This window comes from Bacillota bacterium, assembly GCA_040754675.1.
Lineage (GTDB): Bacteria > Bacillota > Limnochordia > Limnochordales > Geochordaceae > Geochorda.
In genome coordinates, this window is sequence record JBFMCJ010000071.1 from 1 (window position 1) to 12,282 (window position 12,282).

Genomic DNA, 12,282 nt, shown 5'->3' on the forward strand with positions numbered 1-12,282 from the left:
CGGCTGCACTGTACGCAGCCGGCCCCGCCGCGCATAATCGCCCCGCGCCCAAAATAACGAAAGGCAGGATGGCTGTCCCCTGGAAGGTGGGGCGGGGGTTTGGCACAGCGGGGAGCTGCGGCTCTCTTCGTCGCCCCGGCTGTCTGCGTCACGGCCGTGGCGGCTCTGGCCCTCGCCAGGCAGGCCGAAAAGCCGGCCCCTGCGCCCGGGGGGGCACCGGCGGCTGCCCCGGCCATGCGGCTTGCCGCCATGATGCAGGCCTCCGCGGCCTGCGGCGAGGTGGACGTGGTCGGCCGCCCGGGCGAACCTGACAACCCCGACGCGGTCCGGGAACTGCAGCTCGGCCTGCGGTTGCTGGCCCTGTTCCCCTACCCGATCGACGGGGTATATGACCGGCGCACCCGCGAGGCGGTGCGGGCCTTCCAGGCCCGGCACGGCCTCCAACCGGACGGCGTCGCAGGCCCGGAGACGTGGAAGGCGCTGGCGCGCACGTTCGAAAACGAGGCTGCCGACATGGTAGCAAGCCAGCGGGCGGCCTCCCGGTCCGCGCCGCCGCCCCGGCACGTCCCGCGGCATCCTGACGTCAAGCCGGGCAGTTACTGGATCGTCATCGATACGAACGAAGTGCACCTCACGCTGTACCGGGATGACGAACTGGTGGGCCGCTGGCCGGTGGCGGTAGGTAAGCCCGAGACCATCACCCCTGTCGGCGAGTGGAGGATCGTCCGGAAGGCCCGGGACTGGGGTGGGGGATTCGGTACCCGGTGGCTGGAGCTCGACGTCCCCTGGGGCATCTACGGCATACACGGCACGAACAAGCCGTGGTCCATCGGTAGTCGCGCCAGCGGCGGCTGTATCCGGATGTTCAACTCCGACGTGGAAAAGGTCTGGGAGATCGTGCCGGAGGGGACCCCGGTGACCATCGCAGGGGTTCAACCTGAGGCCGTGTGGGAGAGCCCTGTCCAGGCGGGGGCGAAAGGCTGGAACGTGCCGGTTCTGCAGTGGGCCCTGCGGCGGGCCGGCTTCGACCCCGGCCGGGCGGACGGCCGCATGGGGGAGTCCACGATGCGGGCCGTTGCGGAAGCCCAGCGCGTCTTGGGCCTCCCGCGGGTACAGGCGGCAACCCCTGACCTGTTTCGGGCCCTGGGCCTGAGAGGCGGCAGGAGGTGAGGGCAAGACGCTCGCCCCTCGGCGTTCTACCGGTACGGTTGCCATCCTCGGACTGACGGCCGTGACCTTCTTCGGCGCCTACCTCTTCGGGTGGGGAGGAGGCGGCCCCCCACAACCCGCGCAGGCCGCCATCTCCCTTCCCGCGTGGCCCTGGTGGGGGCCTCGCGTGCGGGTCGGGGAGCGCGAGTTCCGTCCCGGTGTCCGGGTGAAGCGGGACGTCACCCTGAAGCTCACCGTCTGGGACGTCGACCAGCCGGCACTGCGGGCGACCGGGGGGTGGGAGGCGGCGCTCCGGCAGGGCGTGGCCGCGTTCCGGGAGCGCTACCCCAACGTGGCCATCGAGGTGCGGGTGATGAGGTGGAGCGAATACGATCGGGTGGTGTCCGAGGCGCTCCGGAAGGGCGAGTTCCCCGACGTGCTGGGAACGCCCGAGATCACTTACCAATTCGACCCGGCGGTGCAGGTACCGCTCGAACTGTACCTCAAGGCCCTCCTTCCCTCGGACCCCTCGGGGGCGCTGCTGCCGGGCGCCCTGGCGCTTGCCTCGGAGGGGCAGCGGGTGTGGGGAGTGCCGCGCTGGGCCGAGTGGACGGGGTGGGTGCAGCGGACGGGCGTGCAGCCCCGGCGCATCTGGGTGGACGCGGGGAACCCGCTTACGTGGCGCTACCTCTCCATGGCCCTGAAGCCGCCCGCGCCGGGATCGGTGTGGAGCAGGGAACGGCTTGAGGCGGCAGCGGCCTGGATTGCCTCGGCTCCGCTGCCGGGGCCGCGTACCCGGCACAACGCGCCCGGGAGGCGGCGCGACCTGAGCCTGCTGGAACCCCTCTATGCGGGGGAGGCCCAGCTGGTCGGGCCGATCAGCGGGCGGCTTGCCTTCCGGATGGGCTGGTGGCCGTCTCTCCAGGGCGCCCCCGGGCCCTCGCCGGATGCAGCGCTCGCCCCGGCGGGTTTGGACCAGGCCTCTTTGGTACCCGGCCCGCTGATTTCGGCCAGCAGCTACGCGGTGTTCGCCAGGCCTGGCGCGACCAGCGAGAGCCTCCAGGTGGCGGTCGAACTGGCGCTCCATCTCGCCCGCTGGACGTCCCGCGCCATCACGGGCCGCGACGGCGTCATCCCCGTCTGGAACCCGGGATGGGAGGAGGCGGCGAACGAACGGCGCAAGCCGGCTGAGGACGCCGAGGCAACAGCGTGGTGGCGTTCACTCGCCCTCCCGCCCGGTGCGCTGGAGGTGCTGCTCCCGCCTGTACAGCCTGAAGGGGGCAGGAGGCCGCGTCCCGCCGGCCGGCCCGGACCGCCCTCCCCGACCGGCGTATGGGGGGTGCTGCCATGGCACGATGCCCTTCACGAGCAGGCTACCGTCGCTTTGGCCGCTGCCCGCCTGGCGGAGGGCAGGGTGGCCCTGCCCGACTTCGTCAAGCAGGCTGCGGCCCCAGCAGAGCCGCCAGGCGCCGGCCCTGCTCGGTGAGCATCCAGGCCGAAGCGGGCCCTCCCGCGCCCCCCCGTGCGGCTCTACCCGAACCCGGCCGGCACGAGGACGCCATCGGACAAGCACCGCAGCCCGATCGCGGCGGCGCAAGATCGCAGGGGCGGGAGCCTTTCCCCGCCGGAGCCGCCGGCGTCGCAGGAGCCGGGGCCACCAGGCCGATCGCGTTCAACTGTCGCAGCATCAGTCTGAGCGAATCCTGGCTCACGCCGAGCTGCCGGGCGAGTTCGGCGCTGGAGATCGCCTTCTGCTCCGCTACGGCTGCCAGAAGCCGGCGAAGCGGCCTCACAGGACGCCCGCTCCGCTCCAGGCCCGCATGGCCAGCTTGAAGACCGCAAAGGCCAAAAGCGCCGCCAGGGAAACGTTGTAGGCCATGGTGAAAAGCGTCCAGCGCAGTGACCTTGTCTCCTGGTAAATGGTGGTCGCCGTCGCCAGGCAGGGCGTGTAGAACGCGTAGAAGACGAGGTAGGCAAGGGCCTGCGGGATGCTGACCGCCGAACGCAGCGCGGCCGCCAGGCCCTCCTCGGCGCCGCCGGCGTAGAGCACCGCCAGCGTGGGCAGCGTCGCCTCCTTGGCCACGAAGCCCGGGAAGAACGAGACGATCATCCGCCAGTCCAGGCCCAGAGGGGCGCCGATCGGGGCCAGGGCCCGCCCGAGCGTTCCCAGGATGCTGTCTTCGATCCGGCCGTGCGGGAAGTACGACATCGCCCAGACCACCACGGTCATCGGCGCAATGATGGCGGCGGCCCGCCGCAGGAAGTGGACGCTCTGCTGCCACGCGTACAGCCCGGCGTTGCGCAAATTGGGCACCCGGTACGGGGGAAGCTCGATCATGAAGGGGTGTTCTTCGCCCCTCAGGGCGGTGCGGTAGAGAACCCAGCTGACCGCCAGCACCAGCACGACCCCCAGGGCGTACAGGCCGCCGAGAACGTACGCGCCCGCCCCCCCGGGAAAGAAGACCGAAGCCAGGAAGCTTATCACCACGAGCCGCGCCGAACAGATGACGAGCGGCGACACCAGGATGCTGACCACCCTGGACCGCTGGGACGGCGCCGTGCGGGCAGCCATCACCGCAGGGACGTTGCATCCGTAACCGATCATCAACCCGATCCCGGCCTTGCCCTGCAGACCGAACCGGCCAATGAGCCTGTCCAGCACGAACGCGGCGCGCGCGAAGTACCCCGAGTCCTCCAGCAGGCCCAAGAACAAGAAGAAGGCGGCCACCAGCGGGGCAAACAGCGCCACCGCGGCCACCCCGTTGATGACGCCGTCACGAACCAGCGCCACGGCCCAGGCGGGGAGCCGGCCTCCGAGCACCTCCACCGCCGCCTGGCCCAGGGCCGCAAACGCTGAATCCATCAGGTCCTGGAGCGGCCCGGCCAGGCGGAACGCACCCCAGATGCCGGCCGCGAGGAGCAAAACGGCAAGCGGCGGGCCGGCCAACCGGCCGGTCACGAAAGCGTCCAGGCGGTCGCTGAACGTCATCCCGGCTTCCGCGTCCTGACCGGATTCCCGGGCGTCTTGCACAAGCGCGCCGATCCAGGCGTAGCGCTCGTCGGCCACCTGGAGCGGTCCGTCCAGCGAAGGCGCGCCGCCCGCGGCGGCCATCTCCCGGAGCGCGCCGGTCAGGTAGGCGGCGCCATCCCGGGCGTGCCCGTTTTGCGATGCAAGCCGCGCCAGCACCTCCGGATCCTGCTCGATCACTTTCACGGCGGCCCAGCGCCGCGGAAGGCCCGCAGAGTACGGGATACCTGCGGCGATCTCCTGGATGAGGGCTTCGACCGAGTGCCCGAACCGTACGCGGGGCTCCGCCGGCGGGATCTGCCCGTTCACGGCGGCTTCGAGCAGGCGGAGCAGGGCGTCGAGGCCGCGTCCCGTGGAACCGGCCACCTCAACCACGGGGACACCCAGCCCGGCCTGGAGGCGTTGCACATTGAAGCGCAGCCCCTTGGCCTCTGCCAGGTCGGTCATGGTCAGCGCGACGACGAGCGGCGACTCCAGGTCGAGGAGTTCCGTCGTCAGGTAGAGGTTGCGTTCCAGGTTTGCGGCATCCACCGCGTTGATGACCAGATCGGGCTTCCCCTCCAGCAAGAACTCCCGCGCCACCGCCTCCTCCAGCGTGTGGGGGCTGAGCGAGTAGATGCCCGGAAGGTCGGTCACGACCACCTCGCGGCCGGCAACCTTCAGGAAGCCCTCACGTCGTTCGACGGTCTTGCCCGGCCAGTTGCCCACCCGCTGGTGAAGCCCGGTCAGCAGGTTGAACAGGCTGCTCTTGCCGACATTGGGATTGCCGACCAGGGCCACGGTGAATGGCCGGCTGGTGGTGGGAGGGGTGCTGAGGGGGTGGCCGGCACCGTGGCAGCTCATACGCGCCGTGTGCCCTCCGGCTCCGGAGAGGCGGCCTCGCCGGGATCCACCTGGATGCGCCACGCCATCTGCCTGCCCACGGCCAGGCGCAAGCCCCGGACCGAGATGATGACCGGACCCCCTAGGCTGGAGAGCAGGCAGACGGGCGTGCCGGGGGTCAGCCCCATGGCCATGGCCCGGCTGACCAGGCCCCGACCCCCGCTGAGGGCCTGGATCCGGCCCCACTGGCCGGGCCGCAGGGCGTGGAGGGGAACGGTCCTGCCGGGCCGAGACGTGCCCGGCCGTTCAGGCGCCACCGGTCCCCCCCTCTCCCGAATGTTATTCCGAATTAGGAGTTATTCGCACTAACCAGAGCCCGAGACTGAGAATCGCTCTCAAGGCTCAGTCTACGGTCCCTTTCTCCCGCCGTCAAGGGTACGCGAGTCCGCGCCCGACAGGACATTCGTCACTCCAGGGCCATGATAGCGTAGCTTTACAATGGCCTCGGGGATAGCATCGCCGTTGATTAAGGTCCACCGCGGCTGGGGCTACGGTCAGGGCCCTATGGCCGCCATGACGGGCGGTCGATAGACTCCACCATGGTGGGACTGCCACCGCACGGGGGGCGCATGGATTGTGAAGGAGCGCACTGGCACATCGCCAGTCGCCGGGGTCATCGTGCGCGCGGCTCTGGCTCTGGCGGCTACCGTAGCTTCCGGGCAGGTGGGCGCCGCACAGGCTCCCACCCCGGGCGAGGGCTCGGGTCCGCCCGGGGTCGAGGCAGCGGCGTTGCTGAGTGAGAGCACGCAGGCATGCCTATCCTGCCACGAGTCCGAGGGGATGACGGCGGTCTTCGCTGACGGCTCTGAAGTGGACGTCTTCGTGGATCCGGACGCATTCGCCCGCTCGGCGCACGGCCAGGCCGGCCTGGACTGCGAGACGTGCCACCTGGAGGTGGGTACAGACTACCCCCATCCCGAACTGACCATCTCTCTCAGGGACTGGCGGTTCGAGCAGCAGCACGTCTGCGCGGGCTGCCACTCGGAGGGGAAGGAGTTCGACCTGGGCGCGCACGGGCGGGCGCTCACCCGGGGCGACCCGGACGTGCCGGACTGCACGACCTGCCACGGCGACGCGCACGCGATCGGCCGCGTCTCGACGTCGGCGTTCCGGGCATCGATCCCCGACACCTGTGCCTCGTGCCACGGCAACGACGAACTGATGGCAAAGCACGGCGTCATGACGGGGACGGTCTCCAGCTACGAGGCGGAGTTCCACGGCATGACGGCCTCCCTGCTCAAGGAAGCAGGGGCAGCACGCATCCCGGTGGCCGTGTGCTCCGACTGCCACGGGGTGCACAAGATCCTGCCGGCTTCCGATCCCAACTCGACGGTGTTTGTCACGAACCTGGTCACCACCTGCCGCAAGTGCCATCCTGACTCCACCGAGGCCTTCGCCACCGCCTGGAGCCGGCATCGCAATCCCGAATCGCACCCTCTGGTCGGCGGCATCGCGTGGTTCTACCGGATCGTCACCGGGATATCCGTGCTGGGCTTTTTGGGCTACATCGGCCTGGAGCTGGCTCACCAGCGAGCACGGAAGAGGGGGCTTTAGCCGTGAGCAACGTGGGCGCGCATCAGGCCGTTGAGGCGCTTGCGCGACGCGGCGTCGTGTCCGGGGAGACGTACGTCCGCCGCTTCTCGATATGGCAGGTCATCCAGCACACCGTCCTGATGGTAAGCTTCACGGGCCTGGCCCTGACGGGGCTCCCGCAGAAGTACGCCCAACTCGGCGTATCCCGCTGGTTCATCGGCGTCCTGGGCGGGATCGAGTGGGTCCGCATCATCCACCACTGGCTCGCATTCGTCCTGGGGGCGCTCGCGGTCGTTCACCTCGTCGAGCTTGCGATCCGGGCCGTCCGATACGGCCTGCGGTCCGAGATGTGGCCCAGCATCAGCGACGTGCGGGACCTGATGCACCAGCTCCGGTATTTCATGGGCCTCGAGCAGAGCCCGCCCCAGTTCGGCCGGTACTCGTTCAAGGAGAAGTTTGAGTACTGGGCCGTCATCTGGGGTACCGCGGTAATGGGGCTGACGGGGCTGGTGCTGTTCTACCCGGAGACTGCCACCCGGTTCTTCCCCGGCGTCATCGTGCCGGCGTCCCGGGCGGCGCATGGGGGCGAGGCCGTACTGGCCGTGCTTGCCATCCTCATCTGGCACATGTACAACGCTCACCTGAGACCCGACGTCTTCCCGATGGACACGGTCATCTTCACGGGCCGCATCTCCACCCGCCGCATGGAAGAGGAGCACCCGCTGGAGCTCAGGCAGATGCAGGCGGCTGCCGGCAAGCCCGGAAGGGAAGGGGGCCCATAATCCCCCGATCTAGTGCTGCCGTGATGGGAGGTGTCCATTTGCCAATGCGAGGTCGTGTCACCGTTGCGCTGGTGGTCGTTGGCCTCGTTCTGTCCTCCGTTGCGGCCGCGCTGGCGGCTGAACAGGCCAAGGTGCCCGAGATCCCTGGCGTCACGATCCAGGACCCGAAGCCGAACGGGTGCAATGACTGCCACCGGAAGGTGAGCCCCGAGAAGGACTACACGCTGCGAACCGAGATCGCCAACATGGTCAAGGCGGGGACCCACCCGAAGGTGTCAGAGCGCCTGCTGCAGGACCTGCCCAAGCAGTGCGTGACCTGCCACAAGCCGGACAGCAAGCAGCCGTTCGGTGAGGTCCTGCACAAGGCACACCTGGTGGGCGGGGCAGAGAACCACTTCATCACTGCCTACCAGGGCCAGTGCATGTACTGCCACTCGCTGGATCCCGGGACCGGCAGCATGAAGGTGAAGGGGCTGTAGAGGAGAGCGGGGGGCCTGAAAACCCCGACAAGAGGCTCCGGATCGGGGAAGGCCCCCTCTCCCTTCCGGATTGGGGGACGGTGCAGATGCCGGGCGAAAGGCGCTCTCGCAAGATCCGGGTGTGGGTGGGGGTGCTTGTCCTGGTCGGGGCCACGGCCTACCTGATGGCCACGGGCTTCCGGGGGGCGACCACCTACTATCTGTTGCCGGAGGAGGCGTTGAACCGCGCCGCCCAGACGGGCCGGAGCCTGCCGGTGCGCATCCGCGGCCGCGTCGAACCGGGAACGCTCGGCTTCGACCCGGCCGCCATGGCCGTGCGCTTCCGCCTCGGGCCGGACCTGGCGGGGCAGGACGGCGGGGCTGCGGGGGATCCGTCGACGGCCTCCGCAGCAGCGCGCACGGCGCCCGGCAACCTCATCGACGTCGCGTACCGGGGAGCCCCCCCTGACAACCTGGCGGAGGGTAAGCAGGTCATCGTGGAAGGCCGGCTGGGCCCGGATGGGCGGCTCACGGCGAGCCAGTTGCTGGTGACCTGCCCGTCACGCTACGAGAGCGACAAGTAGGCGAGAGAAGGGATCGAGTGGCCAACCAGGAGGCGAGCGAGCGCATCCGGGTGGTGGTGGCCGACGACCACACCATCGTCCGAGAAGGCCTGGTCATGATCCTCCGGTCCGCGCCGGACATTGACGTGGTCGGCGAGGCCTCCGACGCAGAGCAGGCCATCGCCATGGTGGAGAAGCTGCAGCCCCACGTGGTGCTCATGGACATCTCGATGCCGGGGATCTCCGGGCTTGAAGCCATCCGGCACATCCGGCGCAACTTTCCCCAGGTCAAGGTCATTGCGCTGACCATCCACGAGACCGAGGACTACATCGTGCACGCCCTGAGGGCGGGGGTGCACGGGTACCTGGTCAAGCGGGCGGCCGCCCAGGAACTGCTGAGCGCCATCCGTGCCGTCATACGGGGCGAGTCGTACCTGCACCCGGCCATCGTCAAGGTGGTGTTGAACGACTACCTGCAGCGTCTGGAGCACGGGCAGGAGGAGCCGGTCCTCACCGAACGGGAGCGGGAGATCGTCCGGCTCATCGCCGAAGGCTACAAGAACCGCGAGATCGCGCAGCGGCTCAACATCAGCCTCAAAACCGTGGAGACGCACCGGGCCAACATCATGCAGAAACTCAACATCAGCGACCGCGTGCAGCTGGTGCGCTTCGCCATCCGGACCCGCCTCATAGAACCGTAGGTAGCTCGCCCCGACGAGATAAGGTCTCTACCCCGCCCCGCTACACCCCGCACCTGATACCCTGCCGGCCCACGTGGCGGTAAGGTCAGGGCGGGGGATCCACAGATGGCTTTCCGGTCTACCCATGCAGGGGATACACCTGATCGGCGGGACGAAGTGCTCGGCGCGCTGAGGGCACGGCTTCCCGTCGCCGGGCTCTTCTTCGCCGTCGGTCTGGGCCTTCTGGCGGTTGGCTGCTGCTTTGGAACGGCCGGAGCGGTCGTGGGCCTCTACGGCTTCTGTCTTTCCATGGTCGCGGGCGCGGCGGCAGCCCGGATGGTGTCCTGAAGGGCCGGAGGGCGGGGGTCTATACAGCTATGGAGGAGCCCCTCGTGATGTGGGCGAGCTGGGCCGTGGTTGCGGCCTACGGCGCATGGATGGCGTGGAAGGAGATCTGGCCTGTGGCGTCACGCCTGCTCCGCCAGGGAGCAGCTGCCGGGGCGTTTCAGCCCCTGCGCGGTGCGGCTGCCTACCTTGAGGACGCCCGGGTGCTGCGGGCCTGCGGGTGGCTCCTGATCTGGGTGCTCGTGTGCACAGCGTGGTCGGCCCTCCTCGTGTGGAGCGGCCGGCTGATCTGGTCCGGATCCCCTCTTGCCCGGACACTTTTTGGCTGAGGGCGCCAGGGGTCTCGGAGATCCGGCGCCCCGGCGGGAGGTAGTCAACGCCCCACCTGTGGGCGGCTGAGCGGGACCTTGGGCTCTATGAGCCGCCTTTGTGGTCGCTGGCCCACCGGGCCTGATCGAGCAAGAGAGTTCCAGCCAAATGATCGCTTTGTGCTGGACAATCCTCGCCAGGAGCCCCTCCGCCCCGACGGTAACCCGCCGCCCCCGTTGAGGTCGAGTCCCTCGACCCGCACCGATGATGCTCTGGGCATGTAGCTGACGAGCCCGGGCACGCTGAGACACCCTGCGGGGACCGGGGTCCGCCACCACGGCCCGCTCCAGGACCCCACCGGATTGGCCGCCAGTCCTACACGGTAGTCGACTTAAGCTTTTAGGTGGTCCTTCATGTGAGGAGGAAAACGCTGTCGAAAACGTGAATACCTTTCGCGCCAGGAGTGAAGGCATTCGCGAGTTTCCCGGGGAATGCATCTACATCCCACGGGGGTGAGGGGAATGCCCGCCCGCGAGACGCTCTGGGACGCGCTGCACGCCCGGGGGCGCCCCGTGCATGCGTGCTGGTTCTGCGCGGGCCCCGAGCACTTCGCGGCGGTGACCGCGTCGGTAGCCACACGGGCGGTCGACGCGGGTGAGTGGGTTCACATACTGGCGCCCCCTGCTTTCATCCAGGCCCTGACGTCGGCGTTGGGCGAACTCCGGGCGCCGCTGCTGCGCCTTGTGGAAGACTCCGGTATCAGCGGGGCGGAGCTGCGCAGGCTGGCCTCAGATTGGCGCCCCGGCTCCTGGATCATCCACGTCGTGGGAAACCCGCCGGCACCCGCCACCGTTCCCTCCGGCGTCTGGGCGGCAAAGACCACGCTGTTGCGCGCCCGCGCCACGGCCCGCGAACGGGTGCTGGAAAGACTCACAGAGGCAGGGCTGGTGCGCTGCCTCTGCGTGTACGACGTTTGCGGGGTGCCCGCCTGGGAGGCGGACCTGGTGGCGGAAAGCCACCACCGCTGGGTTGCCTGCGAGGCGAGGCTCTTGCCGATCAACGAAGTGCTTGCGGGCGTGCCGCCAGTCGCGACCCCTCCTCCAGCGCCCGCTCATTGAGCGGCAGCAGGTGCTGGTGCCGGGCGTGGATGACCTGGCTCAGGGCCTGTTTTAGCGACTCGAGTCTCACCGCGCCCGTTGCCGTGGCCAGGGCACCCAGTGCCACCATATTGGCTACAGCCGGTGAGCCCTGTGCGGCTGCCCACTCGGTGGCCGGCACGAGGATGACGTGAATGTCCGTGCGCCGGGGCGGTGCCGTCAGGAGCGACATGTTGGCCACCAGTACCCCGCCGGGCACCACGGCCGGCTCGAACCTGGCCAGCGAGGGCCCGTTGAGGACGATGAGCCCCGTCGGCCGCGTGACGACCGGCGAGGCCACGGTCTCGTCCGAGATGACCACGGAGCAGTGGGCCGTGCCCCCGCGCATCTCCGGGCCGTAAGAGGGCGCCCAGGAGACCTCGTGCCCCTCGGTCATGGCCGCCTGCGCCAGGAGCACCCCTGCCAGCATGACGCCCTGCCCGCCGAACCCCGCAATCAGGATCTGGTGCTCCACCTAGCCCGCCCCCTTCACGTCCTTGAACTCACCGAGCGGGTAGTACGGGATCATGTGCTTCTCGATCCACCCAAGCGCCTCGCGGGGCGTCATGCCCCAGTTGACGGGGCAGCTGGAGAGAAGCTCGACCATGGCAAACCCCAGGCCCGCCAGCTGCGCCTCGAACGCCTTGCGGATGGCGCGCTTGGCTCGGCCCACGTGCAGCGGGTCGTGCAACGACATGCGGGCGACGTAGGCGGTACCGTCTATCGTGGCCAGGATCTCGCTCATCCGCAGGGGGTGCCCGGCCCGCTCGATGGCGCGCCCTCCGGGCGTGGTGGTGGTTGCCTGGCCGACCAGCGTGGTGGGTGCCATCTGGCCGCCCGTCATCCCGTAGATCGCGTTGTTGATGAAGATCACCGTGATTTTCTCGCCGCGGGCCGCCGCGTGGATGATCTCGGCGGTGCCGATGGCGGCAAGATCCCCGTCCCCCTGGTACGTGAAGACGACAGCGTCGGGCAGCACCCGCTTGATGCCCGTGGCCACCGCGGGGGCGCGCCCGTGCGCGGCCTGCTGGAAGTCGCAGCGGAAGTAATCGTAGGCGAAGACCGAGCAGCCCACCGACGCCACGCCGATGACGCGCTCCAGGATGCCAAGCTCGTCGATGACCTCCGCCACCAGGCGGTGTGCCAGACCGTGGGTGCACCCCGGGCAGTAATGGAACACCTTGTCGGTTAGGGCCTTGGGCCGGGCCGCCAGCACCCGGGTCCGGGTTTGTTGCGAGACCTCGATGGTTTTGGCCACCTGACCTCACCTTCTTCCCTGGGCTGCCACGTTCGCGCCGAGTTGCTGGTGCATCGCCTCGAGGCGTTTGGCGATGCTCTCGGGCTCCGGCAGCATACCGGCGGTTCTGCCGTAGAATTCCACGGGGCGGCGCCCCTCCACTGCCAGCCGCACGTCCTC

15 protein-coding genes are annotated in these 12,282 nt (G+C 69.3%); 10 read left to right on the forward strand and 5 right to left on the reverse strand.

Annotated features, from left to right (window positions below):
* Positions 1–99 precede the first annotated feature (99 nt).
* A complete protein-coding gene (locus AB1609_06255) occupies positions 100–1,170 on the forward strand; it encodes a peptidoglycan-binding protein (GenBank protein ID MEW6046070.1) in 1,071 nt (356 codons plus the stop codon).
* 166 nt (positions 1,171–1,336) lie between these two features.
* A complete protein-coding gene (locus tag AB1609_06260; protein ID MEW6046071.1) occupies positions 1,337–2,635 on the forward strand; it encodes a hypothetical protein in 1,299 nt (432 codons plus the stop codon).
* Here AB1609_06260 and AB1609_06265 read toward each other — a convergent pair.
* Genes AB1609_06265 through AB1609_06275 form a run of 3 tightly spaced genes read right to left on the reverse strand, consistent with a single transcriptional unit; the run spans position 2,583 to position 5,316 of the window.
* Positions 2,583–2,942 carry a FeoC-like transcriptional regulator gene (locus AB1609_06265; protein ID MEW6046072.1) on the reverse strand — a complete coding sequence of 120 codons (360 nt, stop codon included), beginning with the start codon at positions 2,940–2,942 and terminating at the stop codon, positions 2,583–2,585. The genes AB1609_06260 and AB1609_06265 overlap by 53 nt on opposite strands.
* Entirely contained in the window at positions 2,939–5,020 is a 2,082-nt protein-coding gene (gene feoB, locus AB1609_06270; GenBank protein MEW6046073.1) for a ferrous iron transport protein B, read from the reverse strand. Before feoB ends, AB1609_06265 begins: the two co-directional genes overlap by 4 nt.
* Positions 5,017–5,316, reverse strand: coding sequence for a FeoA domain-containing protein (locus AB1609_06275; protein MEW6046074.1), 300 nt, complete (start codon positions 5,314–5,316; stop codon positions 5,017–5,019). Before AB1609_06275 ends, feoB begins: the two co-directional genes overlap by 4 nt.
* Before the next feature lie 319 nt (positions 5,317–5,635).
* On the opposite strand from AB1609_06275, the gene AB1609_06280 reads away from it, so the two are divergent.
* The 8 genes from AB1609_06280 to AB1609_06315 all read left to right on the forward strand — a co-directional run bounded on the left by AB1609_06280 (position 5,636) and on the right by AB1609_06315 (position 10,847).
* On the forward strand, positions 5,636–6,613 hold the full coding sequence (locus AB1609_06280; GenBank protein ID MEW6046075.1) for a cytochrome c3 family protein: 978 nt from the start codon (positions 5,636–5,638) through the stop codon (positions 6,611–6,613).
* Positions 6,614–6,615: 2 nt separating this feature from the next.
* Entirely contained in the window at positions 6,616–7,374 is a 759-nt protein-coding gene (locus AB1609_06285; GenBank protein MEW6046076.1) for a cytochrome b/b6 domain-containing protein, read from the forward strand.
* A gap of 44 nt (positions 7,375–7,418) precedes the next feature.
* Positions 7,419–7,853, forward strand: a complete 435-nt coding sequence (locus AB1609_06290; GenBank protein ID MEW6046077.1) for a cytochrome c3 family protein — start codon at positions 7,419–7,421, stop codon at positions 7,851–7,853.
* A gap of 86 nt (positions 7,854–7,939) precedes the next feature.
* Positions 7,940–8,416, forward strand: coding sequence for a cytochrome c maturation protein CcmE (locus AB1609_06295; GenBank protein MEW6046078.1), 477 nt, complete (start codon positions 7,940–7,942; stop codon positions 8,414–8,416).
* Positions 8,417–8,433: 17 nt separating this feature from the next.
* A complete protein-coding gene (locus AB1609_06300; protein MEW6046079.1) occupies positions 8,434–9,096 on the forward strand; it encodes a response regulator transcription factor in 663 nt (220 codons plus the stop codon).
* Between the two features lie 105 nt (positions 9,097–9,201).
* Positions 9,202–9,423 carry a hypothetical protein gene (locus AB1609_06305; GenBank protein MEW6046080.1) on the forward strand — a complete coding sequence of 74 codons (222 nt, stop codon included), beginning with the start codon at positions 9,202–9,204 and terminating at the stop codon, positions 9,421–9,423.
* Positions 9,424–9,452: 29 nt separating this feature from the next.
* Positions 9,453–9,749, forward strand: a complete 297-nt coding sequence (locus AB1609_06310) for a hypothetical protein (protein ID MEW6046081.1) — start codon at positions 9,453–9,455, stop codon at positions 9,747–9,749.
* A gap of 501 nt (positions 9,750–10,250) precedes the next feature.
* Positions 10,251–10,847 carry a hypothetical protein gene (locus AB1609_06315; GenBank protein MEW6046082.1) on the forward strand — a complete coding sequence of 199 codons (597 nt, stop codon included), beginning with the start codon at positions 10,251–10,253 and terminating at the stop codon, positions 10,845–10,847.
* Here AB1609_06315 and AB1609_06320 read toward each other — a convergent pair.
* Complete coding sequence (locus AB1609_06320) at positions 10,786–11,340, reverse strand: 2-oxoacid:acceptor oxidoreductase family protein (protein MEW6046083.1); 555 nt, start codon at positions 11,338–11,340, stop codon at positions 10,786–10,788. The genes AB1609_06315 and AB1609_06320 overlap by 62 nt on opposite strands.
* Positions 11,341–12,123: a thiamine pyrophosphate-dependent enzyme gene (locus AB1609_06325; GenBank protein MEW6046084.1), complete on the reverse strand. Its 783-nt coding sequence runs from the start codon at positions 12,121–12,123 to the stop codon at positions 11,341–11,343.
* Between the last annotated feature and the right edge of the window lie 159 nt (positions 12,124–12,282).

What these genes read in the sequence shown, in the direction of transcription:
- feoB (MEW6046073.1), bottom strand. Translation starts at nt 5,020, where the DNA reads ATGAGCTGCCACGGTGCCGGCCACCCCCTCAGCACCCCTCCCACCACC.
- AB1609_06290 (MEW6046077.1), top strand. Translation starts at nt 7,419, where the DNA reads ATGCGAGGTCGTGTCACCGTTGCGCTGGTGGTCGTTGGCCTCGTTCTG.
- AB1609_06295 (MEW6046078.1), top strand. Translation starts at nt 7,940, where the DNA reads ATGCCGGGCGAAAGGCGCTCTCGCAAGATCCGGGTGTGGGTGGGGGTG.
- AB1609_06305 (MEW6046080.1), top strand. Translation starts at nt 9,202, where the DNA reads ATGGCTTTCCGGTCTACCCATGCAGGGGATACACCTGATCGGCGGGAC.
- AB1609_06310 (MEW6046081.1), top strand. Translation starts at nt 9,453, where the DNA reads ATGGAGGAGCCCCTCGTGATGTGGGCGAGCTGGGCCGTGGTTGCGGCC.
- AB1609_06315 (MEW6046082.1), top strand. Translation starts at nt 10,251, where the DNA reads ATGCCCGCCCGCGAGACGCTCTGGGACGCGCTGCACGCCCGGGGGCGC.